The 25,347-nt window shown below is 45.0% G+C and carries 25 protein-coding genes; 5 read left to right on the top strand and 20 right to left on the bottom strand.

Going from position 1 to position 25,347, the window contains the following annotated elements; genetic code table 11:
* Positions 1-180 precede the first annotated feature (180 nt).
* The 4 genes from V6B33_RS02470 to V6B33_RS02455 all read right to left on the bottom strand — a co-directional run bounded on the left by V6B33_RS02470 (position 181) and on the right by V6B33_RS02455 (position 4,775).
* Complete coding sequence (locus V6B33_RS02470) at positions 181-1,647, bottom strand: sodium:solute symporter family protein (RefSeq protein WP_334216150.1); 1,467 nt, start codon at positions 1,645-1,647, stop codon at positions 181-183.
* On the bottom strand, positions 1,647-1,868 hold the full coding sequence (locus V6B33_RS02465; RefSeq protein ID WP_334216149.1) for a DUF3311 domain-containing protein: 222 nt from the start codon (positions 1,866-1,868) through the stop codon (positions 1,647-1,649). Before V6B33_RS02465 ends, V6B33_RS02470 begins: the two co-directional genes overlap by 1 nt.
* Positions 1,865-3,475, bottom strand: a complete 1,611-nt coding sequence (locus V6B33_RS02460) for an amidohydrolase (RefSeq protein WP_334216148.1) — start codon at positions 3,473-3,475, stop codon at positions 1,865-1,867. The genes V6B33_RS02465 and V6B33_RS02460 overlap by 4 nt, the downstream gene beginning before the upstream one ends.
* Before the next feature lie 64 nt (positions 3,476-3,539).
* Positions 3,540-4,775, bottom strand: coding sequence for a Zn-dependent hydrolase (locus V6B33_RS02455; RefSeq protein WP_334216147.1), 1,236 nt, complete (start codon positions 4,773-4,775; stop codon positions 3,540-3,542).
* A gap of 560 nt (positions 4,776-5,335) precedes the next feature.
* Here V6B33_RS02455 and V6B33_RS02450 point away from each other — a divergent pair.
* Together V6B33_RS02450 and V6B33_RS02445 are read left to right on the top strand one after the other, a co-directional pair.
* On the top strand, positions 5,336-6,310 hold the full coding sequence (locus V6B33_RS02450; protein ID WP_334216146.1) for a hypothetical protein: 975 nt from the start codon (positions 5,336-5,338) through the stop codon (positions 6,308-6,310).
* 15 nt (positions 6,311-6,325) lie between these two features.
* Complete coding sequence (locus V6B33_RS02445) at positions 6,326-6,472, top strand: hypothetical protein (RefSeq protein WP_334216145.1); 147 nt, start codon at positions 6,326-6,328, stop codon at positions 6,470-6,472.
* 443 nt (positions 6,473-6,915) lie between these two features.
* Here V6B33_RS02445 and V6B33_RS02440 read toward each other — a convergent pair whose 3' ends face one another.
* The 4 genes from V6B33_RS02440 to V6B33_RS02425 all read right to left on the bottom strand — a co-directional run bounded on the left by V6B33_RS02440 (position 6,916) and on the right by V6B33_RS02425 (position 9,891).
* Complete coding sequence (locus V6B33_RS02440; RefSeq protein ID WP_334216144.1) at positions 6,916-7,635, bottom strand: alpha/beta fold hydrolase; 720 nt, start codon at positions 7,633-7,635, stop codon at positions 6,916-6,918.
* 287 nt (positions 7,636-7,922) lie between these two features.
* Entirely contained in the window at positions 7,923-8,342 is a 420-nt protein-coding gene (locus tag V6B33_RS02435; protein WP_334216414.1) for a GNAT family N-acetyltransferase, read from the bottom strand.
* 300 nt (positions 8,343-8,642) lie between these two features.
* On the bottom strand, positions 8,643-9,080 hold the full coding sequence (locus V6B33_RS02430; protein WP_334216413.1) for an NUDIX hydrolase: 438 nt from the start codon (positions 9,078-9,080) through the stop codon (positions 8,643-8,645).
* A 55-nt stretch (positions 9,081-9,135) separates the two neighbouring features.
* The gene (locus V6B33_RS02425) at positions 9,136-9,891 is read right to left on the bottom strand and encodes a YdcF family protein (protein WP_334216143.1); all 756 of its coding nucleotides are present in this window, start codon (positions 9,889-9,891) and stop codon (positions 9,136-9,138) included.
* A 274-nt stretch (positions 9,892-10,165) separates the two neighbouring features.
* On the opposite strand from V6B33_RS02425, the gene V6B33_RS02420 reads away from it, so the two are divergent.
* On the top strand, positions 10,166-10,921 hold the full coding sequence (locus V6B33_RS02420) for a DUF2087 domain-containing protein (RefSeq protein WP_334216142.1): 756 nt from the start codon (positions 10,166-10,168) through the stop codon (positions 10,919-10,921).
* A gap of 19 nt (positions 10,922-10,940) precedes the next feature.
* Positions 10,941-11,291: a GIY-YIG nuclease family protein gene (locus tag V6B33_RS02415; RefSeq protein WP_334216141.1), complete on the top strand. Its 351-nt coding sequence runs from the start codon at positions 10,941-10,943 to the stop codon at positions 11,289-11,291.
* A gap of 773 nt (positions 11,292-12,064) precedes the next feature.
* Here V6B33_RS02415 and V6B33_RS02410 read toward each other — a convergent pair.
* The 11 genes from V6B33_RS02410 to V6B33_RS02360 form a co-directional block, all read right to left on the bottom strand.
* Positions 12,065-12,913 (bottom strand): SDR family oxidoreductase, encoded by an 849-nt coding sequence (locus tag V6B33_RS02410; protein WP_334216140.1) that lies wholly within the window; start codon positions 12,911-12,913, stop codon positions 12,065-12,067.
* Positions 12,913-13,983, bottom strand: coding sequence for a mannonate dehydratase (gene uxuA / locus V6B33_RS02405; RefSeq protein ID WP_334216139.1), 1,071 nt, complete (start codon positions 13,981-13,983; stop codon positions 12,913-12,915). Before uxuA ends, V6B33_RS02410 begins: the two co-directional genes overlap by 1 nt.
* Before the next feature lie 16 nt (positions 13,984-13,999).
* Positions 14,000-14,659: a bifunctional 4-hydroxy-2-oxoglutarate aldolase/2-dehydro-3-deoxy-phosphogluconate aldolase gene (locus V6B33_RS02400; RefSeq protein ID WP_334216138.1), complete on the bottom strand. Its 660-nt coding sequence runs from the start codon at positions 14,657-14,659 to the stop codon at positions 14,000-14,002.
* A 56-nt stretch (positions 14,660-14,715) separates the two neighbouring features.
* Entirely contained in the window at positions 14,716-15,738 is a 1,023-nt protein-coding gene (locus V6B33_RS02395) for a zinc-binding alcohol dehydrogenase family protein (protein WP_334216137.1), read from the bottom strand.
* 35 nt (positions 15,739-15,773) lie between these two features.
* Positions 15,774-17,048 carry a TRAP transporter large permease gene (locus V6B33_RS02390; RefSeq protein WP_334216136.1) on the bottom strand — a complete coding sequence of 425 codons (1,275 nt, stop codon included), beginning with the start codon at positions 17,046-17,048 and terminating at the stop codon, positions 15,774-15,776.
* Entirely contained in the window at positions 17,048-17,524 is a 477-nt protein-coding gene (locus V6B33_RS02385) for a TRAP transporter small permease (protein ID WP_334216135.1), read from the bottom strand. Before V6B33_RS02385 ends, V6B33_RS02390 begins: the two co-directional genes overlap by 1 nt.
* Before the next feature lie 73 nt (positions 17,525-17,597).
* Positions 17,598-18,569 carry a TRAP transporter substrate-binding protein gene (locus V6B33_RS02380; protein ID WP_442915460.1) on the bottom strand — a complete coding sequence of 324 codons (972 nt, stop codon included), beginning with the start codon at positions 18,567-18,569 and terminating at the stop codon, positions 17,598-17,600.
* A gap of 136 nt (positions 18,570-18,705) precedes the next feature.
* The gene (allD, locus tag V6B33_RS02375) at positions 18,706-19,716 is read right to left on the bottom strand and encodes an ureidoglycolate dehydrogenase (RefSeq protein ID WP_334216133.1); all 1,011 of its coding nucleotides are present in this window, start codon (positions 19,714-19,716) and stop codon (positions 18,706-18,708) included.
* 32 nt (positions 19,717-19,748) lie between these two features.
* On the bottom strand, positions 19,749-20,294 hold the full coding sequence (hxlB, locus tag V6B33_RS02370; protein ID WP_334216132.1) for a 6-phospho-3-hexuloisomerase: 546 nt from the start codon (positions 20,292-20,294) through the stop codon (positions 19,749-19,751).
* Between the two features lie 42 nt (positions 20,295-20,336).
* Entirely contained in the window at positions 20,337-21,287 is a 951-nt protein-coding gene (locus V6B33_RS02365; RefSeq protein WP_334216131.1) for a sugar kinase, read from the bottom strand.
* A 29-nt stretch (positions 21,288-21,316) separates the two neighbouring features.
* Complete coding sequence (locus V6B33_RS02360; RefSeq protein ID WP_334216130.1) at positions 21,317-22,321, bottom strand: LacI family DNA-binding transcriptional regulator; 1,005 nt, start codon at positions 22,319-22,321, stop codon at positions 21,317-21,319.
* Between the two features lie 1,072 nt (positions 22,322-23,393).
* Between V6B33_RS02360 and V6B33_RS02355 the strand changes: the two genes are divergently transcribed.
* Complete coding sequence (locus V6B33_RS02355; RefSeq protein WP_334216129.1) at positions 23,394-24,404, top strand: DUF3231 family protein; 1,011 nt, start codon at positions 23,394-23,396, stop codon at positions 24,402-24,404.
* Between the two features lie 143 nt (positions 24,405-24,547).
* Here V6B33_RS02355 and V6B33_RS02350 read toward each other — a convergent pair whose 3' ends face one another.
* The gene (locus tag V6B33_RS02350; RefSeq protein WP_334216128.1) at positions 24,548-25,105 is read right to left on the bottom strand and encodes an AAA family ATPase; all 558 of its coding nucleotides are present in this window, start codon (positions 25,103-25,105) and stop codon (positions 24,548-24,550) included.
* Positions 25,106-25,347: the final 242 nt, after the last annotated feature.

The following is a 25,347-nucleotide window of genomic DNA, read 5'->3' as shown; positions in this document are numbered from 1 at the left end:
TGCCATTCTTAGATATAGTTACTTGGCGGATTATAGGAGTACTGACTAATAACCCCCGCAAATTGAATTTCATCAAAAAGCAGATCTAACTCTGTTGGAGAAGACCTGCTTTTCTTTATGGCTATTGGCTGTGCCAAGGGACCTGGCACACCGGCAGGACAAGGAACCTGTCCCCCTGTCTCACCCGATATTACGGTATTTCTCCGCCATTTCTCCGCTCTTTTGCTGGCTGAAGGCGCTGATTGCGATGACGATGATGAGGTTGCAGATCAGGCCGAGGATGCCGGCGTGGATGTCGAATGGCGTGGTTTCGGCAACAAGCTGGTAGTAGTAATTAACGAATGTGCCGACGATGAGGCCGGTGATGACGGCCGGGCCGGTTACTTTTTTCGAATAAAGGGCCCCGTAGACGCCAGGGGCGAATTGGACGATAGACCCGTATGCTCCGAGCAGGAGAGCGATGAGTCCCTGTCCGCCGAAGACGGTGATGACATATGCAAGGCCGCCGACAACAAAGACGCCTGCTCTCATGAGGAACAACGTCGTTTTATCCGGAAGGTCCGGTTTCATGTTCTTGATGACGCCGTCCGTGAATTCGAGCGATGCACTATGGGTGATGGCATCGGCTGTCGACATCGCTGCTGCGAGTGCTCCTGCTCCAACCAGTCCGTACACCCAGCCCGGCAGACTCAGGACAGTGGTGATCAGGTATGGAAGGATTTCATCCGGTGCCCCGACATCTGCAGGATTGACCACATTTACTGCGGAAAATCCGACGAACAGAAGCGGGATCAGAAACAGGGCAAAGATTGGATAGACCAATACCGTCTTCTTGATTGTACGTGCATTGGACGCGTATGATTTCGAGAACAGATGCGGCCACATCAAGAATCCGATCAGAGACACAAGAATCGTTGTTGTATAGGCCGTCCCTGACATCGTCGATCCTTCATTCCCGATTTCAAGGAATTGAGGGTTGTCGCGGACGAGGTTCGTGAACATTTCCCCGACACTTCCATGTATCTGGTTGACGATGGCGAGGCCGACGACCCAGGAAATGATGATCATCAGGAGCCCCTGAAAGACGTCGGACCAGGCGGCTGCCCGGAGTCCGCCTGTTGCGACATACACGACGACGATTCCATATGCCAGCAGGGCACCGAGCCAAAGCGGGATCCGTCCCTCTGTCATGATATTGAATATGTACGCCATTCCTTTCATCTGTGTGGCAAGATATTGAATCGAGGCAAGCAGAGCGATGACCCCGATCAGAATTGGCAGCGTTTTACCGCCGTATCGCTTTTTCATAAAGCCTGCAACGGTATAGATATTGAACTTGCGGCCGATTTTGCCGATTTTCGGACCGATAATGTACCACGGGAGAATTGCAAAAGCGGTATAAGTCAAAATATAAAGTGCAGGGGCCCCTTTCGAGAACGCCCAACCGGGAGCACCCAGGAAGGAAAAGGCACTGAACACAGCCCCGCCCATCAAGAACCACATCACAACCAGGCCGAGCCCTCCACCCGCAACCGTAAACTCATCCAGCGAATTCTTGTCATGACCCCTGCCCGCCATCACACCCACGATGAGTGCAATGACCAGGTAGCCGATCATCATGATCATTGCAATCTGCCAATCTGCCATTAGTTTGCCTCCTCTTCATCTTTGTCGGGATCGATTCGATAGAGTGCCAGGACGATCAAGAAGGTAATGATGATCCACATTATCACCCAGAACACCGAGAATGGCATCCCCATCACGACCGGCGTTGCCCTGTTCCCGATTGAAAACAATGGGAAGATTAATAATAAGAACGGAATACCTAGAGAAATGCAATACAATGCAGTAAATCTGCTTTTACTCATATGACGCCCTCCTTTTTTGCTGCGTATTCGATCTTTCCATCTAAAACGGTGAGCTCAACCTTTAACTCTCGCAATCTTTCAGGTTCGCACGTCAGAATCGAACCACTCAAGACGACCAGGTCGGCTAATTTCCCGGGTTCGATGCTGCCTTTCAAGTGTTCTTCGAAACTGGTATATGCCCCGTTCCACGTGTAGGCTTTGATCGCTTCCTGGACGGTGATCCGCTGTCCGGTTCCAATGTTGTTTCCGGAATTACTTCTCCTTGTGACTGCCGTGTAGATGCCATGAATCGGGTCGACCGACGTAATCGGACTGTCAGATCCAATGGCAAAAGGGATGCCGTTATCTGAAAAACTTCTTAATGGAAACATAACGTTCACCCGGTCACCATAATCCCTCACATATCCGTCCCCGAATTCATAGATGAAGGCGGGATTCGGGATCGGGATGATCTCGAGATCTTTCATTTTCTGAATAAGATCCGGCGGAGTCATGCCCGAATGTTCAATCCGGTGTCGATGGTCGTGCCGCGGCTCATCTTCAAGCGCGGACCTGATTGCCTCGATCATCATGTCGACTGCCTCGTCACCGATCGCATGCGCCGTAACCTGCCAGCCGGCTTGATGCGCTTTTCCAAGAGACTTGTTCAACTCTTCTTGATTTAAGTAAAGAATCCCCGAATCTTCCGGGTTACTTGTATAAGGCTCCCTCGTCTTGGCGGTCGGACCGCTGCTGCTTCCATCGATGAAGACCTTGGCAGGTCCGATTTTCATCCACTCGTCACCGAGACCGGTCCCGATCCCGCTCGAGAGTCCTTTCGCGACCATTCCCGGTGAGTCATGCAGCGATCCGTACAAGGCATAGGTTCTTTGTTTGATCCGTTTTGCCGAGACGGCCTTTTGAAGAAAACGGATGTGGTCGGGTCCGTAGCCGCCGGCATCATGGACACTCGTGATCCCTTTTGCCAAATAATCTTCGGAAGCGAGAGCGAGCCCTTCTTGCACCTCGTCCTCTGAATAATTCGCAAACAGAAACATATTCATATGGGCAGATTCCAGCAGCAGTCCGGTCAGCTCTCCATTTTCCCGTACATATTTCCCGCCTGCAGGATCTTCCGTTTGCGGGGCGATCCCAGCGAGCTCCAGTGCTTTGCTGTTCACGCAGGAAATATGTCCGCACGTACGGACAACGATGACCGGATGTTCAGTGGACACCTGATCCAGATCCCAACGGGTCAGATGTCTGCCTTCCTCATACTGATTCTGGTTATAGCCCCACCCCCTGATCCATTTTCCTTCAGGCGTCGATTTCGCTTTCTCTTTCAGTCTCACAAGAAGTTCCTTGATACTCCCCGCTTCCTTGCCGTTCACCCCGAGCTTGTTCGTCCCGTAGAGCTCGAGGTGGGCATGCGCATCGATGAAACCGGGCAGAATGCTTCTACCCTCCAGATTGATAATGGTCGGCTCTTCACTCTCAAGCCCTAGGATTTCTTCATTCGAGCCCACTGCGATAATCTTATTATCTTTAATCGCCATCGCTTCTCTTACTGAAAATTCAGAATTAACAGTGATCACTTCTCCGTTTATAAAGAGCATTGTTGTGCTCACTTTAACACCTCCTGTTTTATTGCTCCCTGGCAATCGTCGGGACATTGGGATCCTGGTTCACCACTCACGATTGGCTGATCTGCACAGCTGTTTTGTAAAGCAACAGAACGCCTTTTTCAATGTCCTCCATCTCAGCGAACTCGAGCGGATTATGACTGATACCTTTTTCACAGCGTACGAAGATCATCCCGTAATCACTGATATAGGACATGATCAGTGCATCATGGAAAGGACCGCTCATCAAGGTCGGCGAATCAAGTCCGAGCTTCCCGTCTTCTTCTTTCATGATGTCCTTGATCCAATCCGCACAGTATCTCGGTTCACTGCGCGTGTCCTCTTTGATTTCAACTTTCAACTTGTATTCTGCTGCGGAATCTTCAATGATCTTATACAGCTTTTCTTCAAGCCTTGTCCGTGCTTCGAGATCGATATCGCGCAGGTCGACCGTGAACTCCACCTTTTCCGCTATGATATTACGGGAATTTGGGAATACCTGAATGCTCCCGACCGTCCCGACTGTCGTTTCGGTCCCCTCTTCTTTAACGAGATCGTCGAATTTACGGATGATATCGGATGCTCCGAGCAAGGCATCCTGCCTCATCGCCATCGGCACCGATCCTGCGTGGCCGGCGAACCCTTCAAGCGTGACCGTCAGCCAAATCGGACCCGAGATGCCGGACACGATCCCGACCGGTTTCTGCTTCTGCTCGAGGACCGGACCCTGTTCGATATGCAGCTCCAGAAACGCAGCAACATCCCCTTTTTGATAAACCGGGCTTTGAGAAAGGTCAGGTTCGACGCCGAATTCTTTCAGCGCTTCTCTTCTCGTCACTCCTTGTTTGTCCTGGCGTTCGAGTTCACCTTCCTCCAGCATCCCGGCGAGTCCCCGGACCCCGAAGATCCCCTTATTGAACCGGCAGCCCTCTTCGTCAGAGAAGCAAATTACTTCAATCGTGCGCTCGGGTGTCACCCCATTTTCCTTCATGCTATGGACGACCTCGATCGCGCCGAGCGCCCCGGCCGTCCCATCGAACCGTCCGCCATACGGCTGTGAATCGATGTGGGAGCCGAGGATGAGGATCGGTTTGTCCGGCTGTGAGCCTTCAATTCTTCCGATCAAGTTTCCGAATCCGTCGATCTTTGTGGTCAGTCCGGCTTCTTTCATCCATCCCTTCACGACTTCTACTGCCTGACGGTCTTCCTTCGAATGAGCCAGGCGGCAAACACCTGTCTCGCCTATTTTTCCGATTTTGGAAAGTTCCTCAAGATGTTGCTTTAAGCGTTCTCCATTGATTGACATTGTGTGAATCCCCCCTTGAATTTGTTGGACAATGTGGTGATTTTTTGCATGAATGATCTTGGTGGTTGGTGTAGTGGTTGTTAAGGCGGACGGTAAGCTGGCTATGTATGTGCTTGGGGTTTGTTGTTTGGGGTGGAACCGTCTGCACCTTTAACGAATTAATTACCATTAAGTTTATTTTGAAAAAGCGTAATATTCATTAGACACTCTGTCTATGAAATTGTGAATAACCCTTACAAAATGTAAAGAAGAGGGAATATTCGGAAAATAAATCATGTAGTTCATTTAACGAGACGTCTGCGGGCACCCTCCTTTTCAGTTTGAAAGACTTTTTCCCCATGTTCTGTTAGGTTCGAGACCAGGCGGAAATAGTCCTGCCCACTTGTCGAAAATGAAACAATGGACTCAAAATGGAGCGGGTTTTGGGGAATGGTGAGGAATTGGTTTGTTGAGGTGCGTTTTTTTATGTGGAACTATATATGCAGGTGATTTTGGTAAGGGCAACGTTTTACAGTGGTGTTATGGTAAAATTAGGTTAATTCATTAAGAGAGGGGAATGAATGGTGAGTAAAAAGAAGCAATGGTCTTTCCTTACCTCATTAGTTGTATTATTTCTGATTGGATTAGCGGTCTACAAACTGAATGCAGATAAACCAATAATACCCCAAAAAATCCTCGCTGAGTTTACTGAAGAGTTGCGGGCAAAGGGATTTGATGTTGCTTCAATATCTTATCTCCCGGAAAATAATGAGATAAACATACAAATAACAGAGGACGACGAAAATAGTGAGAAAGATATTAAACTTTACGTCAAAACTGAATTAGAGAAAAACAAGTTGGATGACGTTCTCGTTTCTGTGGGCACCTTCGATTTCGAAAAGTCGTATATACATAGTAAGTGGTTGTCTGCCTCTTCGGAAATTGATGAACGGTTGAAGAAAGAAAGCGATGAGTACGCTGGAATTGCAGTTGATTTTCACCCGAAGCCGGTAAAATACATCTTAAAATCTTCTTATTCCAAGTCGAACTACGACGGAGCAGACCTGGAACATTGGGTTCAGCTAACCAATAATGTTATTAAATCGAAAAACTTGCCTGAACTTCTAAAAGAAGGCGAAGCTTATGAGATTAGGGTCAGAGGTAAGGATAAAAAGGTGCTTGAGAGTAAATCCTTTGAGATACAAGCAAGGGTGAAAGAAATAACAATTAAATATTGGAATAAGATGAAGGAGGATCAGGTTCAAGATCAAGCCCTTATCCATTCATTTGTAAACGCATCAAACACTTCTAAAATACTAAATGAAGTTGTTAAAACAGAGCCGTTGCTAAGATATGAATATACCAATGGAGATAAAATGGTGAAAACTTATCACCTATGGCTGTCACAAGACAACAAAGGATATATCCAAAGCCTTTTGCCCGCTGAAGACACGTATACCTATAAATTGAACGGGGCATCTGCAGAGGCTTTAAAGGTTACGCTTCAGGAGATGAACGGAAATCTTGAACTCCCAGTAAAAATTGAATTTGAGTAAAAGGATGAATAATGAATGATTTGGCTGTATATTCTAATCCCCATCATTGTTGTCTCGGCAGGCCCGATCTTTTTTGCCCGGCCAGAAATCGGGAATGAAGATGCCTTGTTCATCGGAGAATGTGATCAACGTTCGATCAGGCGGAGAAGCAGAACCGGTTGAACACTTATGGGGGAATGATTGAGAGTGCTGATTCATTTGGAATATTATGTTAACCGGCTAAATTATTCATGGTTTTGGCAAGAATATTGTCTGTTTCTGCAAGATTAATGCTCTTTTCGGTGAGAATAACTTAATCGCGGCAAAATTATCGCTCATACTGGCAAGAATGATTGACTTTCACTTGCTAACCTTCAGTTGGCTGCCTATAAACTGGTCACTGTTGGTGCCGGAAATCTGTTTGACCTTGAGCGGGCAGCCAATTCCTGCTGAAATGGGGGATAATTCTGCCGGAATAACCGTTGATCCTGCCGATTTGGACGGTATTCCTTTCAAAATCCTTGTTAATCCTGCCATTTAACAGAATATGTAAATCCCTTCGTTGATTCAAGACATTATCATAGGTTCGTATAATCAACCCCTGGCATCATGGGTCCATCACCATTTTATCCTCCGCTATTTTTTAGCCACTCCATCAAATCTTCCACCATCTCCTCAGTGAATTCATGATTAACACCCTTGTAAACCTTGAACACAACATTCGTCCTTTTTTCTACCAACGTGAGATAGTCGTAATAATTCTTCTGCCCTTCGATGGGGATAATCTCATCACTGTCGCCGTGAAGAAGAAGGATCGGTGAGGAGCTGGCCGTTCTCTCGAAGGGATCATAATTTTTCAATACTTGTTCTTCTTCCTTGGACAAAGGCTCCCTGTTATCCATTCTTCTAAAAAGATGCTCCGACAGCACAAAGGATCCGGAACCATTAATGTTTGCGAGTCCATGGAGCTTTGGCTCACGCGCAAAGATTCCATTCGCAATGAATCCTCCCATCGAGCTTCCGACCAGAATAATATCCTCTTTATCGATTCCGAAGGCAGAAACAAACTCATCAAATTCCTCGATGCTGTCAATGATCGTCTTCCAAAAGTATTCCTGCATGACGGCCCTGTCAAAAGGATGATCGAGCTTCTGTCTCGTATCATGATACATAATTTCAGGCACGATTACGCTGTACCCTGCCTCAAACAGCTCATCCGCCACATCCACGCAGCCTTCAGCCGAGCCACCCCAGCCATGGTAAATCATCACAATTTTTTGATCATTGTAAGAATCTATTTGTCCAAGAGAATAATATTTAAACTTTCCAATTGTATTTTTCTTCACACTGTTTCTCCCTTATCTTTGTTAAAAAGGATGATCCATATTCCAAATAATAAACCAGCCTAATACTGGTCCTGAGAGTCCGCTAATGATTCCCATCACCATCAGTTGAAGTCCATGCTTTTTCTCTTCATAATCCATTCTCAACACTGCCCCTATGCACAACGCAATGATGCCTAACATAATGGACCCAGTGAAAAAGGCCGCAATCACAGAGAACCATCCGACTGTCAGCAGTATTTTTTTGCCTTGTTTTTCTTTCAGTTGAAGTCCCCCATTTCGTGAGATCCCTATTCCAAATACTCATCCACCAACACATCATTCAAATACCTTGCCATCCCTGTCTTCACTTTCCTGAATCCGACGTTGCGATAGAATTCTTCTTTCCCTGTCGTCGATATTAAATGCACACAAGAAACATCTTGAAGTTCTGTCAATAAAGCCTTCATAATTTCAGCGGCAAGCCCCTTTCTTTGAAAATCTTTGTGCACCACCACATCGTAAATGGCCGCATTGAATACACCGTCCGAAATCGCTCGCCCGAAACCGGCTATGCGGCCGTCACACTTTAGGATCACTTTGACGTTGCTTGCCTCGAATACCTGCTTGATCACTTCAGTTGTATGTTTATTCCAGCCGACAGACTGGTATACTTCCTTCATTGCCTCCAGATCCTTGTCTGAAATACCATTTTGAATATCTATCTTCATCTCATCACTCCTGTTCAATTCTCCAAGATTGTAAGCATGAAGTGGATGGTCGATATAAAGATAATGAAAAAGGAACCACCGATGAGCCAATGACCGTTTCTCTTTCTTCCTCTTTGATATTCCTCTATTCCTAAAACGAAAAAAAATATTCCCGTTAAAAAGCTGCTTAAGACAATCACCTGTATATTCCTTGTCGTCCAATAGAAAATCCAAACCAATAGAACGGCGGACGCGAGTAAAATTTTTATTGATTTGAAGTGAATCATCCCTTCTTGGTAAGAACTCCTTCTATCCCCAATTTCATACCAGCTTATTCTTACCCATCATTTTTTCAATTCGAATAAAACTTTCCTTCAACCAAGGCGGGGAATCAGGATGTTGAAGAATTTCTTCACTTGTCATCCAGTATACACACTCGACCTCTTCGCTGCTTTTATTGCAGGCTTTTCCTTCCCGGTGGTGACAAAGAAACACGACATCTACAACCGGGCTCCCCTTGTCGGTGACGAAGCTTGAGCTGTAAACATAGTGCATTTCGTCCTCGACTGCCACTCCCACCTCTTCATCGATCTCCCTTTTCAAAGTTTCTTCCAGCACATCTAAAGATGCACCCTCCCAATCCACTTTGCCTCCCACCAATGCCAGGATGCCTGGTGCATGTTCTTCATTCGCCCCTCTTTTGATGAGCAGAAACTTTCCATCTTTCATGATGGCGCCTTGTACATTAACAATAAACATATGAATCACCTCGAGATTATAGTTATTCTTTATCATTGCCGTCTATCCTTTTACATTACAAAACCCGCTCCACTACCGTCTTCACTATCGCAAAATACTCCCTGATAAAATAGTTCACCTTCACGAAAAATGGCGAATTTCCGCCGAGCCCTTTGTTGTGAAGGTGAAGTTCGTCCGCAAGCATCTTCGCACGTACAACGTGGTAGTCGCTTGTCACGATCAGGACGTTTGGATCCTTCAGCCCCTTCTGTAAAAGGATGTTCTTGGAGTTGCGCAGGTTTTCATAGGTAGTGGTGGAGGTGTCCTCGTAGATGATGCGCTCCTCAGAAATACCGTGTTTCATCAGGTAGATCCCCATCGCTTCAGCTTCCGGGATTGATTCTCCTTCACCCTGGCCGCCTGATACCACTACAGGCAGCTCCTTGTTGTCAAGAAGGATGGCTTTCCCGGCTTCCAGTCTTGAAATCAAGGTTTTCGAGGGGATGTCGCCTTTCAGCCCGGCCCCCAGGATGATCATCACATCAAACTCTGCTCCATCGACATCCTTCGACTTTTCCAACTCATAAAAAATGAACCCTTCCACTGCTATGAAAGACAGCAGGAACAGGCTATAGACAGCTATTAAAAATTTGGAGGCATAGTTGAGCCGTTTCTTGAATGTCGCCCTGTACCTATTTTTAAGAAAGACAATTGTAAGGATAAAAACGAGATTGGCCGCTATAAACAGCACACCGAATGTCCGCCCGAACAGAATCAGCAACAATCCGATGATCAGAATCAGGAATATGTAGATGGGTTTTAGATGTTTCATGTTTCTTCTTTCCCCTCTCTGGTCCAGGAATACAAATTTTGCAGCACTTATTACTTTCTAGTAAAAGGGAAGAATTCCTTTTTTTAGATAGAGGAACTTATGGAAGTACTAACTTCATAAACAAAAGATGAGTATGTTTGTAAAAATACAAACATGACGATGTGGTGTTTGCCTAATAAAGATTGACATCTAACAAACTTTATAATAATATGTTTACATTACTACAAACGAAACTTTATTTTGTTTATTTTTTATGACAGGAAGTGTAATCACTATGGAACTATCAACTATGTTTTGGGAAGCCTCTTTAGAGGACCTGAAGCGCGGATATATTCAGGAGAAAGATTCCTTTAGGTGCCTGTTGTGCGGCGAGAAGGTCGAGAAAGGGATTGTGTATCCTTTAGAAGATCGCTTTTATGAAGCTGAGCGGTTCATGCGCATTCATATCGAGATGTCGCACGGGTCTGTTTTTGATTATCTGGTCGGAATGGATAAGAAGCTGACTGGCGTGACCGATCATCAGAAGAGTCTGCTCCGCCTTTTTTATCAGGGGAAAAATGATAAGGACATCCAGAAGGAACTGGAGATCGGGAGCACCTCTACCATCCGCCACCATCGTTTTGCTTTAAAAGAGAAAGAACGGCAAGCAAGGACATTCCTGGCGATGATGGAGCTGCTTAAAGAAAAAGATGAGTATGCACCTGCCTTTTTGCCTGTCCATAAAACGGCCGCAATGGTCGATGACCGCTACAATGTCACGCAGGAAGAACAAGTGAGCATCCTGAAGAAATACTTTCCGGAAGGGACATCTGCCCCTCTGCTGAAGTTCCCTCCAAAGGAAAAGCAGCGTCTGGTCGTCCTGCGTGAGATTGCTCAGCAGCTGAAGGACGGGCACTTGTACGAAGAACGCGAATTAAATGAGGTCCTGAAAGGATTTCAAGAAGATTATGTCATGATCAGAAGATATTTGATTGAATACGGCTTTGTAGACCGCAAGCCGGACGGCAGCCAGTATTGGGTAAAAAAATAATAAACGGAAGGTGACAACGATGGACTATAAAAAAGAGTTGAAACAACAGTTCAAAGAAGCCCCCGTCGATGCGGGGGTTTACCAGATTAAGAACGAAACAAACGGAAAGATATTGGTGGGCAGCACCAAAAACCTCAAGACGCTGAACGGAATCAAATTCATGCTGACGAACGGTACTTATACCACTCACAAAGAGCTTCAGGAAGAATGGAATCACTTTGGGAAGGACGCTTTTCAATTTGAAGTGTTGGAGAAATTGAAGAAGAAGGATGACCCCTATTTTACCGAGAAAGAGGCTCTGCTTGAGCTTGAGGAGAAGTGGCTGGAGGAGCTTCAGCCGTTTGGGGAGCGCGGATACAATAAGAATTGAAGATGTCAGAAACGACTCGTTCGGTGGGAATGAGTCGTTTTTTTGGTGGACAGAGAGCAGATTGGCATTCGGCTATGATTCTCTTAATACCTCGAACTTCCTTTCTCACTGTTTAGGGTTTTGTCTATATTGGCTGGGACGAACAGTACTTGGACATCTATGTTGGAATTTTTTTGTTAAAAAGCTAAATTAATAGCGATTTCGGCAAGAATGCTGGTGATTCTGACAAGATTATTCTTAAAATCGGCCAGTAAAATTCTTGAACTGGCAAGATTATTGATGAAAACAGCAAGATCAAGACGATTTACTTAATCCAATCATCGAGCAAGCTTATTGTATCGACTGAAAACCGGCATGGCAGACTAAATTTTACCTCGTCGGGGTGTTATCTTCCCTAAATGTGCGATAATCCTGCGGGAATCAGACTTATTCCTGCCGATCTAGCTCATAATTCTGTCAAAATAACACTTATTCCTGCCGATTCAGCTCACAATTCTGTCAAAATCAAGGTTAAACCTGAAAATTAGCAATAAATCCCAATTCAATTAAAACATCCTTCTTTCAAAATGGTGTCCAAACAATCTTGATTGAAGTCATTCCACCATCAAAAACCCTTAATTTGTCCAACCCATTTTTCATTCCACCACCCGATAGAACACGCTGGATAAAGAGTCTGCCCCAGGCACTGTTGAATCAAAAAAGCCAGGCTTCGGTCACGCTGAGATTCAACGGACCTGGCCAGGCTCCAAAATTCAATTTAATACGTCTAATCATCAAACCCCCGAATAAGACATAAACCCGCCGTCAACCGGCACGGTAATACCGGTTACGAATCCGGATGTGTCTTCATCCACCAGCCAGAGGAGGGTGCCCAGTAAATCTTCGGGTTTGCCGAATCTGCGCATGGGGGTGTGGGAGATGATTTTGTTTGATCGTTCAGTTAAGCTGCCGTCTTCATGGGTTAAGAGTGCCTTGTTTTGCTCGGTTAAGAAGAAACCGGGTGCGATGGCGTTGATCCGAATGCCTGATTCAGCCATGTGGACAGCGAGCCACTGGGTAAAGTTGTCGATTGCTGCTTTTGCTGCACTGTAGGCTGGAACTTTCGTCATCGGTGACGGGGCGCTCATGGAAGACATGTTGATGACGACAGCCCCTTTCCGGTTCACCATATTCTTTGCGAAGACCTGTGTCGGGATCAAGGTTCCGAGAATATTAAGGTCAAATACAAACCCGAACCCTTCCGGGGAAAGGTCGAAGAATGTCTGGATCCCTTCTGTTTTCAGGTCTTCAGCGTTCAAGGTTTCATTCGTAGTGGTGCCGCGCGGATGATTTCCGCCAGCTCCATTGATTAAGATGTCGCAAACGCCGAGTTCTTCGATGATCACCTTTTCAGATGCGATCACACTTTCTCGATCGAGGACATTGCATGAGATGGAGATGGCTTCGCCGCCTGCCTCCCTGATTTCCTTTGCGACGGCTTCGCCTTTCTCTGCTGTCCGGTTCAGGATTGCCACCTTCACTCCCTGCCTGGCGAGTTCCTTTGCCATCGAACTGCAGAGTACTCCGCTGCCTCCTGTGACGACTGCAACTTTTCCGTTCAAGCTTTCATGCTGCGGCAGCATTATGAAACCCTCCCGATGCGTTCCAATGAGTCCCATATTCCCCATAAGTACATGATACCAAGTCCGCGGTCATAGAGGCCGTAGCCGGGTCTGCATTCTTCTCCCCAAATATGCCGTCCATGGTCGGGTCTCGCGTATCCCGTAAAGCCTGAGTCATGGTACGCTTTCATGATTTCAAGGATGTCGACAGTTCCGTCACTTGATCGGTGTGACGTCTCGATGAAATCACCATTTTCATACACCTTTACATTGCGGATATGGGCAAATGGGATGCGGTCAGCGAATTCCCGCACCATTTCCGCTACATTATTATCAGGATTTGCCCCGAGCGACCCGCTGCACAGGGTCACTCCATTAGACGGGCTGTCCACCAGTGAAAGGACTCTTCTGATGTTTTGTTGATTGGTCATGATTCTTGGCAGGCCGAATATCGAGAACGGGGGATCATCTGGATGGATGCCCATTTTGATATTGTTTTCCTCTGCAACCGGGATGATTTCTTTTAAAAAATATTCGAGATTCTGGAATAATTCTTCTTCCGATACATTCTTGTATGCTTCGAATAATTCTTTAAGTTTTGATAATCTTTCAGGTTCCCAGCCGGGCATGGTGTAAGCAGAGTTGCTTGAGATCTTATCAACCAGTTCGAAGGGATCCATGTCTTCCACTTTAGCTTTTTCAAAAAACAGGGCAGTCGAACCATCTTCCATTTCCTTGAACAGGTCGGTTCTGGTCCAGTCGAAGACCGGCATGAAGTTATAGCAGATCACTTTGACACCGGCAGCTGCCAGCTTCTTGATCGTGCGTTTATAGTTTTCAATATAGTGATCACGTGTTGGCAAGCCAAGCTTGATATCTTCATGGACATTTACGCTTTCGACAACGTCTATGTTTAGGCCATATTGTTCAGCCTGTTTCTTGACTGCTTCTATTTTGTCTGAGGGCCACTCTTCGCCTGCGGGTACATCATGGAGGGCCCAGACAATTCCTTCAACACCCGGGATTTGTTTGATTTGCCCCAGAGAAATACTGTCATTCCCCTCTCCATACCATCTGAATGTCATTTTCATCGATAGAACCTCCTTCTTATGTATACATTTTAGCTGTTCTTGATTCTCTCACAATCTCGCAATATTCTTTTGCTAGTTTTGTCACTTCTTCATAATTTCCGATGGATGCAGGCTTGGTAAGGTCGCTGCCAATCCCGATCGCGACCGCTCCGCTTTTGATCCAGTCAGCTGCATTTTGGAGGTTGACCCCTCCAGTAGGCATTACGGAGACTTGCGGCAGCGGTCCTTTAATGGATTTAATGATCGAAGGGGTGAATGTATTGCCAGGGAACAGTTTGACGATATCGGCACCATATTCCATCGCGGTCTTCATTTCGGTAACCGTCATGCATCCGGGCATGTAAGGGATACCGTAGCGGTTGCAAAGCTTTGCCGTATCTTTGTCAAAGCAGGGGCTGACAATATATTCAGCTCCTGCCAGTATAGCGATTCTGGCAGTCTCACTGTCCAGCACACTTCCTCCTCCTACGATTAATTCTTCCGGCCGGAACGTGCTTTTCAAGGAACGAATGACCTCTTCCGCCCCGGGTACTGTCAGGGTGACTTCGATTGCTGCTATCCCGCCCTGGATGCAAGCACTGGAGATTTTCTCAGCATCTTGTTTAGTTTCAGCTCGCACAACGGCCACTACTCCGGACTCAACGATTCGGTTTATACTGTCAATTTTTTTAATCATTGTTTTCGCTGCACAATAAATGCGCAGCCTTCCCTCCTTCAGTAGAGTCTTCAGTCTTACTGGTCGAATGAAATGACCACTTTTCTGACTTCCTCAGGCGAAGTCTCGATTAATTGAATCGCTTGATGTATTTGTTCCAGCGGGAATACTTGAGTGACCATTCCGGCAGTATCGATCTTCCTGCTATTGAGCATCTCGATGATACCCGGGAATTGATTCGTCTGCAGCCTTGATCCCGTGATTGTGACTTCTTTTTTTGTGATCGGCAGTTGAGAGATGGGTGACGGCCGTTCATCGAACCCAAGTACCACCACTCTCCCTGCAGCTGAAGCGATTTCGATCGCCTGTTCAAACGTTTGAGGGATGCAAACAGCATCAATGACGACGTTTGCCCCTTCCCCTTTCGTCAGCTCCATGACCTCATCGATTACATTTAAGCGTGAAGCATCGATGGTATGATCGGCACCCCATTCTTTTGCAAAGTCCAGGCGGCTTTCATTTAAATCACTGATGATGACAGTCGCCCCTATTGATTTAGCGACTTTTAAACAGCAGAGACCGATCGGACCTGCCCCCATGATAAAGACCGTATCGCCGGGCCTTACATTTCCGCGCCAGGTCGCCTGGGCTCCGATTGTAAATGGTTCCGCCAATACAGACTCTTTCCAATCCAACTCAGGACTGACCTTGTGAACGAGTTTCTCCGGCATAACCAGATATTCCTGCATGCCGCCATCCCGGTGGACACCGTAAACTTCCAGATTGCTGCATACATTCCCTCTGCCGGAACGGCATGCATAGCAATCGCCGCACGGTTGAATGGGTTCAATGACTACTTTATCCCCTGCAGAAACAGATTCGACTTTTTCCCCGACATTCTCTACTTCACCAGTCACTTCATGTCCGATTACCCTTGGCAGAGTGGCTAGTGGATTTGTTCCGTGATAGATATGGATATCCGAACCGCATATCCCGACCATTTTCACTTTGACCAGGACTTCATGTTCATTTGTGATGACAGGCTTTTCTCTTTCCACAATGCTCAATTGATGGGGTCCGGTGACTTGAACGGCTTTCATCGATCAGCAACTCCTTTATCGTACAATTGATTTTTTTATTCAAATAAGCTTGGTAAGAATAGCGTGATCTCTGGAATGAAGGCGACCAGCAGTAACACGACGAGACTCGCACCCAGGAACGGCAGCAATGCCTTTGATGTTTTCCCGATCGAGACCTTTCCGATACTGGATGCAACGAATAAACACACACCGACAGGCGGAGTCGATAATCCGATGACCAGATTCAGTACCATCATCACTCCGAAGTGAACAGGATCCATTCCCACACTGGATGCGACCGGTAATAATACCGGGAATAGGATGACGAGAGCCGCGATCGTTTCCATGAACGTACCCACAAACAACAGCAGCAAATTGATTAATAGAATGACGACAATCGGATTCTCTGATATTCCTAAAATTCCATCGGCCACGAGAATCGGAATTTGCTCACTCACCAGGATCCAGCCGAAAAGGTTGGCAAAACCGACCAGGAACATAATGGACGCTGTATTGACCATCGAGTCCAATAGAATTTTCGGGAGATCTTTCAGTTTTAATTCTTTATAAACGAACATCCCGACGACCAGGGCATACACAACCGCTACAATTGATGCCTCAGTCGGGGTAAAGTAGCCTCCCAGGATTCCAAATAAAATGACAAAGGTCATCAGTAATGCCCAAAAGGCACCTGTGAACGACTTGGCGATCACACCAATCGACTGTCTTTCCCCTTTCGGATATTTCCGTTTCACGGAAATCACATAGGTGACGGCCATTAAACTGAGCCCCAGCAACACACCTGGGACCGCACCCGCCAGAAACAGATCACCAATCGATACACTGGCCAGTGTCCCAACAATGATCATCGGCAGGGATGGTGGGATAATCGGCCCGACAGTAGATGATGACGAGGTGACGGCCGCTGAAAAGTCAGCATCATATCCTTCTTTCTTCATGGCCGGGATCATGACAGCCCCGATACTGGCCGTATCTGCGAGGGCGGTACCTGAAATGCCGGCAAACCCCATGGACGATCCGACATTCGCCAATCCCAACCCCCCTCTGATATGACCGACGAAATTATTCGTGAACCCGATGATCCGTTCCGTGATTCCCCCGGCATTCATTAAGTTACCGGCGAGAATAAAGCCTGGTATACATAACAATACGAAGGAATTCAGCCCTGCAAACATTTTTTGAGGGACGATGGAAAGAGGAATCTCAGCGATTAGCAGATAGATAATTGAAGAGATTCCTAGACTGAAGGCAATCGGAACACTGATAAAAATTAAGATTAAAAAAGAAATAAATAAGATGGCTGCTAACATCAGCTTTCACTCCTTTCTTTGGCACTGCCCAAAATGGTGACGACATGTAAAATCGAATAGATGGCGATGAAAATAAACGAAATCGTAATGCTTGCATGAATGACCGACATATCCAACGCCATTGTGGCTGAAGTCTGCCCTCTTCCCACAGAGATAAATGTGGTTCCATAAAAGGCAATGACGCAAGAAAGCACGACAATGACTAAATAGATGAACGCTTCGTATAGCTCTTGTATCTTTTGAGGTAATAACCCTGTTAAAATGTCGACACTGATGAATTCTTTATTCTTCAGCGCAAGTGGTGCCGCAAACGAAATCGAATAGATAAACAGGAACCTGGTCAGTTCTTCTGTCCAAATGGCCGTGTATGGTAAATAACGGGAAAGGATTTGTATCAGCACGACAACGATGACACCGATAAACGACAGAATTGTGGCTATTTCCAGTGTTCGTGTCAGTATGTTGGTCCCCTTCATTCTTCCCCACTCCTTTCTTTAAAAGAAGGCATATGCTCAAACATTGAACGTTTCACATATGCCTTCCGTTGGTTTATTCTACTTCCAGAATTTTCTCATACAGTTCGTATTGTTCTTCCGACAAGCTTTCTTTGATCGCAGGTTTCATTGCTTCACGGAAAGCATCTTGATCAACTTCATTGAATTTCATGCCTTCATCTTTCAACTTCTGCTCATACTCTTCAATTTCTTTATCAAACAATTCCTTACCGTATTGTTGAGCTTCCTTAGCGGCTTCCTGAACTGCCTTTTTATTTTCATCAGATAAACTTTCATACTGCTCATTGCCGACTAAGATGTAGATCCATGAATACACATGTTCCGTTTCATTCACATAATCCTGAACTTCATATAACCCGCCACTGTGAATGAGGTCGACCGGATTTTCCTGACCGTCGATCACGTTTTGCTGCAAGCCCGTGAACACTTCATTAAAGTCCATAACCTGCGGCTTGGCTCCTGCCGCTTTCCATGCATCAAGGAATAAAGGCACGTTCGGCACACGCATACTGAAACCATTCAGATCTTCAGGCTTGCTGATTGGTTTGTTGGACGTTAAGTTTCTAGGTGCACGCGTATGGTAATAAAGAGGTGTCAAACCGACTTTTTCTTTAATTTCCTTTTCAATTTCTTTCCCGATATCGCCTTCAACCACTTTTTGCAGATGGTCTGCATCCCTGAATGCATAAGGAACGGCCATCAATGCGGCTTTCGGAGACCAGTTTGCCATCGTCTCTCCTGAAATGACCATATCTGCAGTACCGGCTTTGATGCTGTTGATCGTATCGGTTTCGCCGCCTAATTGATTATTAGGATAGATGGTGATTTCAATCTGGCCATCTGTCTTTTCCTTGACTGATTCAGCGAACTTTTCAGCTGTTTTATGCCAAATGTGATTCTCATCCGCCAAATGTCCGAATTTCCACTTTATTGTTTCTCCCCCGCTGCCGCCGGAAGATGATTCTGACCCACAAGCTGAAAGAAGTAACATGATAGCAGAGATCATGGCAATCCATTTACATTTTTTCAATTTCATTTCCCCCTTGTTTTCATTTTCGCCTAAGACGTGAACGATAAAGAATGCTTTCTTCCCCTGAAAAATTCCCCTTTGTGGAATCACTCCTTTCAAGGTAATTTGTTTCCTAGTTTGATAGATACTGATAAACCGATTCGGTGATCGGCACACCATCTTGGAGATGCTTCTCTTCCTTAAGCTGTTCCGGTTCCCCCGGCACGAATACCTGATCGAATCCGTCAGCCGGTTTCACCTGATGAATCTCATTGATCATCCCGTCCATCCTAGTGAGGAAATCCTCTTTGTTTGTGAAAAATGAAGGGTTGATGGCACATACATAATGCCCCAGTTTTCTTGTTTTATTGTAGTCACCATACATTTTTGAAATATGGGGACCGAACGCAGCACCGGCTAGTAAGCCCGAGAAGATATCCACTACCATGCCCAGCCCATATCCTTTTGGTCCCGCAAATGGCGTTAAAGCTCTTACTTTGTTTGGATCAGTCGTGGATTTTCCGTCTTCATCCACTCCCCAGCCATCCGGGATGTCCTTCCCTGCTTCCTTTGCGTAAAGGATTTTACCGAGGGCTGCATTGCTGGTAGCCATATCGAGAATGATGGGTTTATTCGTTTTTGCCGGAAATCCATATGCAATCGGATTTGTTCCGAGGAACGGCTCCGCGCCTCCGAACGGAACGACGATTTTGTCGGTATGCGTCATCGCGACACCAATCAGCCCCTGTTCGGCCGCCTGTTGAACAAAATAGGATAGTGCCCCGCAATGACTGCTGTTCATGACGGTGATCATCCCGATCCCATTTTCTTTCGCTAGGGTTATCGCTTCATTCATTGCCTGCTTGGCTACTGCATGACCTAGTCCGTCATCACCATCGAATATCCCTGAGCACGGCCCTGTCTGATCGAATGAGAAGGAAGGATTTTTATTCAATCCTCCTTCATTCAACCGTCTGACATAGTGCTCCGTTCTCAATACCCCGTGCGAACTGACACCTCTCAAATCAGCATGTACCAGCACCTGTGCCGTCACCTCGGCATGATTCAGATCCAGTCCAGCCTGAACAAGTTTTGAGGCAGCTAATTTCTGCAGCTCTTCATGTGATACAAACACTTCAGCCATCTTCCTCACTCCAGCTTCATAAATAATGGATACTATTCTACATTCGCATGTCTTTTTCGCAGTTCAGTGTTTTGGTCCCTTCCTTCAAGAAGTGCAATAACGATGGCATCCAACAGTAGATGGACACTTTGATCGAATTGGCTTCCGAGCGGCTGAATGGTTTGCGGTTCACCCTGCCGGCGATGTTTTGTCGCTGCCGGTATCACCAGTTTTCCATCCGTGGACAACTGATTTTCTTTCGAAGCAGTCACTATAAACGTGCTGGCTTCCTTTTCATTTGCCGTAGAGAAATGACCGGCAAGTGAAGTCGAGGAGCCGGATGCACTGATGGCAATGAGGAAGTCACCATTGCCCATACTCGGTGTAATCGTCTCGCCAATGACATAGACCTCGTATCCACAGTGCATCAATCTCATCGCGAAAGCTTTCCCCATCAAACCTGAACGTCCCTCACCGTAAACAAAAATCCGCTTTGCTTCATGAATTTTTTTGACCAGATCATCAGTTTCCAACGGACTGACTTGAGATAGTACAAGTGAATTCTCATGGAGAACCGCTTCAAGCAAACCTTTCATCATCGAGGCTGTCATCCTTTCTTCTTCTTCTGCTAATTTCTTGAATCAGCGTTCGATAAACTCTTTCTCGCCAAGTTGGATCAGGACATCTTCCAAGTATGGAAGCCCTTCGTTATCACCCGATACACTGACGACCATTGAGCCGATTGTGTTGGAGAAACGCATGATCTTCTCTAACGGCCAGCCCTGCAGGACTCCATAGATAAAACCGGCATCAAATCCGTCACCTGCGCCAACCGTATCAACAACCTTCTTCGGAGGGACAGGAGCTGAGTGAATCGATTCCCCATTGTGATAGCCCACCGAACCTGTACTTCCCAGTTTTATGGCTGTATAGGCAATCCCCAATAACTTGGACTTCTCGATGATTTCCTTTTCATCTCTTGTATCAAACAGAAGCTCTGCTTCATCCACTCCCGTCAGCAGGATGTCCACAAAAGGAAGGATATCTGATAGAACTTCCTTTGCCCTTTCTTTGCTCCACAATTTCAAGCGGATATTCGGGTCGAATGAGATGAGCACATCATTCCTCTTTGCAATGGATATGGCATGCTTGATGAGGGCAACGTTCTTCTCGTCGATGGCCGGAAATACACCCGTGATATGTAATACTTTCGAATTCTGAATATAGGATTCTTCCAAACATCCGGGCGTCAAAGTCAATGTAGGAGAATTCAATCGGTAATAAAACGTTCTGCCTGATCCGTCCTCCAATACTTCTTTAAAATTGACTGAGGTGGGATAACCATCCACAAGCTTCACAAGCGTTGTATCGATTCCCTCTCCCCTTACAAAATGCTGGATATAACGGCCAAATTCATCATTTCCCAATCTGCTGATCCAGCCGGTATTTAACCCCAGGCGGGCACAACCGATGGCTACATTCAGTTCCGCCCCGCCTACATTCCGTTCAAAAGAATGAACGAATCTCATAGGTCCTTTTGAGGCTGGGTTCATCGTGATCATCGCATCCCCAATGGTGATTACATCTTTCATTCTGCCTTCCCCGCTTTCCTGTGCATGTCTTAGCATGAATGTCGAACCATTAACGTCGGCTCGAAACGATAAACATTCTTTTCTTCGATAAAATCCGGATCCTTAATTTTATTCAGTAATAATTCAGCAGCCTGTTTTCCCATCTCGAAGGTCGGCTGTGCAATCGTCGTTAATTCAGGAGTAAACAAGCTCGCAAACGATACATCATCAATCCCGATCAGTGCCAACTCATCCGGCATGCTGATCCCATTCGCTTTTATATACCTTAAAATCTCGATTAATGTTAAATCGTTCCCGGCAATCAATGCCCGCGGCGGTTCAGCAGAAGAAAGCATGTCACGGAGACCATCCTGTAACAATTCAAGCTCCATAGACTTGATATATTCCTCTCTGACCGGTATCCCTTTATCACGTAAAGCTTTTTTATAGCCATTGATCCTTTCCACACGCGGCGTCACATGCCGTTCCAGGGAAGTGGTCATAATGCCGATTCGTTCATATCCCTTATCTGTAAAATGATCTACCGCCATTTTTACAGCGCTTTCATTATTGAGCATGATTGATGAAGTCTCAAGACCCTCAACAATACGGTCAACAAACACCAAAGGATACTTTTCATTGACCATCCTGTTGTACAGGTCAATGTTGCCCCCTGTCGGAAAGATGATGAGCCCGTCAACCTGCTTGGCCCTCAGCATCTCGATATATTCCCTTTCCTTTTCGGGATTGTCATCTGCATTGCACACAATAATGTGGAACCCCTGCTCATTACAGATGTCCTCTACAGCCCGTATCGTCTGTGTCGAAAACGTGTGCAGGATATTCGCGACGATCACCCCGATCGTAGAAGTCGACTTTTGCTTTAAGCTCCGGGCAACAATATTCGGCTGATACCCCAGCTCCTCGATCGCCTTGCTGATCCGCTCTTTCGTCTTCGGCGCCATATAATCGTAGCGCTTATTCAAAAATTGCGAGACTGTACTCTTTGATACTTCTGCATGCTGTGCCACATCTGAAATCGTAATTCTTTTCATAAAAATCTTCTCCATACCCTTTTACTAAATCGGTTTAGTAACGAGTGAAAAAGAAAAGACTTTAAAAGTCATCTTTCTGCACCCATGTGAGTAAATCGATTTACTAAATCGGTTTAGTTATTTATTGTTTTCAATTATAAGAAAATTGAAAGCGTTTTACAAGGGGGTTTTTGAAATTTTTTTAACTTTCTGTTATTCAACGTATTAGAAGACCCTGCTGCTCCGGCTGGGATAGATCGTTTGGAAAAACAACGGGAACTGGATAATCGACCTGTACCCACCGACTCAAGAACCCCACATAGAAACTATGATAAAATAAGTCTAACTTCATCATCTTAGGAGGCATCAACCATGAATAGAAGAGTCATCGTACTATCAATCCTGCTGATCTTTCTGGGCATTGGATTAGGAGTGTTATTTATATAGGAGTACATAGAAAAAGGCCAGTCCCCTACACGTAGTGAAATGTGGGGGGCCGGCCTTTTTCGTATAAAGGAGTGGGGGGCTTTTCGTCGTTGATAGGCAACTATTTGGAATACTATGTTAAAAATCTAAATTATTCTTGGTTTCGGCAAGATTATCAGCCAAATTGGAAAAATTTATCTTCATTCCGGCAAGAATAATCGGCTAAATAGCAAGATTATAGGTGGAAACGGCAAGATTGAATTTATTCACTTTATCAGAACCGTTCAAGAAGGACGTTTTCATCGCCTTAGCTGGCTAAATCGAACCATTCTACCTGCCTCTCGAGACGATCCTGCCAAATAGTGAAATAATCCAGCCGAAATTACCATTATTCCTGCTGATATGATGGTTAATCCTGCCGAAATCACCATCAATACTGTCAAAATCAAAACTATTCCTGCAAATTAACATTAAATTCCAAAAGCGAATTTTGTTTTAGCTAACGCTATCATTTAGACGGATTGTACTCAAACGATTCAGGTTAGGAAAAATCGATAAAGAGGCTAATCTTAGCGTTAGTCCATCTTTCTGTAATAAATAATTCATCATAACTTTTTCTTTTTTGAGGGATATTATTCATGACGAATTTAATTGGAGGTTGTTTAAATTGGAATATAAGCACGACCATATCAAGTTAACGGCTGCTGAAATGTCCTATTTATGGAACAGTTATATGGGTGATAGTATGTCGGTTTGTGTATTTAAGTACTTTCTTAAACACATCGAGGATGATGAAATTAAATCCGTAGTAAGTCATGCCTTGGATTTATCGCAACAACATATAGAGATGATTAAAGGAATTTTGTCAGATGAAGATATACAAATTCCACAAGGTTTTACGGAACAAGACGTCAATTTAAAGGCAAAGCGCTTATTTTCAGATAAGTTTTACTTATATTATGTTAAAAATATGGCTAAAGGCGGACTTTTATCTTATGCCGTAGTATCACCAAACATCTATCGCCAGGACATACGTGCTTTTTTTTCAAAGTGTTTAACCTCTACTTTGGAGTTAAGTAATGAGGTAACCGAAATTTTATTAGAAAAAGGATTAGCTATCCGACCACCTACGATTCCATATCCAAAAAAAGTGGAATTTGTCCATAAGCAATCCTTTTTATTAGAAGGGCTTGGAAAACGTCCCCTTTCAGGAATGGAAATAGCCAATCTTTATGCAAATATACAGACCAATCAATTGGGATCAAGTATGGCAATTGGGTTTAGTCAGGTCTTCCAATCAAAAAAAATTCGAAATTATATCCTAAGAGGTAAAGATATTTCGGCAAAGCATATAAAAGTATTTAGTGATTATTTATCCAACCATTCCCTTCCTGTACCTATGTCGTTTGACCAGGAAATAAGCGATTCAACGGAATCCCCATTTTCCGATAAGCTGATGTTATATCATTTTGCTCTTATGTCATATGCTGGTGTCAGAAACTATGGGGTAGCTATTTCTGAAAGTCAAAGAAGTGATTTAGCCGTGGATTATTCTCGTTTATTGACAGAAATATTAAAGTTTGACGAAGATGGAGTGAATCTTTTGATTGCCAATGAATGGTTGGAACAGCCTCCTTTAGCTGCCGATAGAGAAGATTTGGCAAAGGACCAGAAATGACGTGGCGAGTCGGAAAAAACTATTGCAAGAAAGAAGTCTGAGCACAAGTCCAGGCTTCTTTTCTCGCATCAACAACCTGCCCACACTCTCCAAACTTTACCTGACCACGAGTCAAACAGGACCAGTGTTCGGTCAAGATCACCCTACAACTGAAACTCCCCGATAATCATTTCAGCAACCTCTTCCGGACTCAAATTGCTATTATCGATCTTCATATAATTCTTTTTGTCAATTTCGCCTTCATTTGAGTTCAATCTTAGCCTGTCCAATGATGCCAGCAATCTTTTCTCAGAGTCCTCAACATTCCTTTTGGAAGGTTTATGCTTTAATCTGTTCGGGGTCACATTCCGCTTTAACCGAACGTCCAAATCAGACTCTAACTCCACAAAATAGACCTCGGAGCCATTGGATTCGAAGATGTCCGTCACTTTATCGACCCACTTCCAATCCTCCTGCTCATTAAATGCCCACATAAATGTAAAGACCATACCGTATTGATCCGTTTTCGAATAAGCTTCAAAGATCTCTTCCCTCATAAGACCCGAGATTCTCCACATTTCTTCAGAAAACCCAAAGAACGGCTGAAGCAATTCGATCGTCATATGATTATGAAATAATTTCAATCCCGTCTTACATTCCAGCTCCTGTCCCACCGTCATTTTACCGACAGCTTGCGGGCCGAATAATAGAACTATTTTCATGGGCCTTCCCCCTTCGTATGTTATGCTATGAAACTCTACACTTTCAACCATGCAAAAATAGATTCACTATTTGAACCAATGAAAAAATCAATGGAATTACAGCAGCTGCTTTCAACCAGTTTTTATTCGTATATAATCCTAGTAATAACAGAATAAACTAATGGCAAAAAGTGTGATGAGGATCCAAAATAGCATTTATTCATCTTCATTCCCAAAAGACCTTAATTTCATTTCACACTATC

The organism is Mangrovibacillus sp. Mu-81 (assembly GCF_036867415.1).
In the GTDB taxonomy this organism is placed as follows: domain Bacteria; phylum Bacillota; class Bacilli; order Bacillales; family Bacillaceae_B; genus Rossellomorea.
This window is presented reverse-complemented; position numbering and strand designations above follow the sequence as displayed.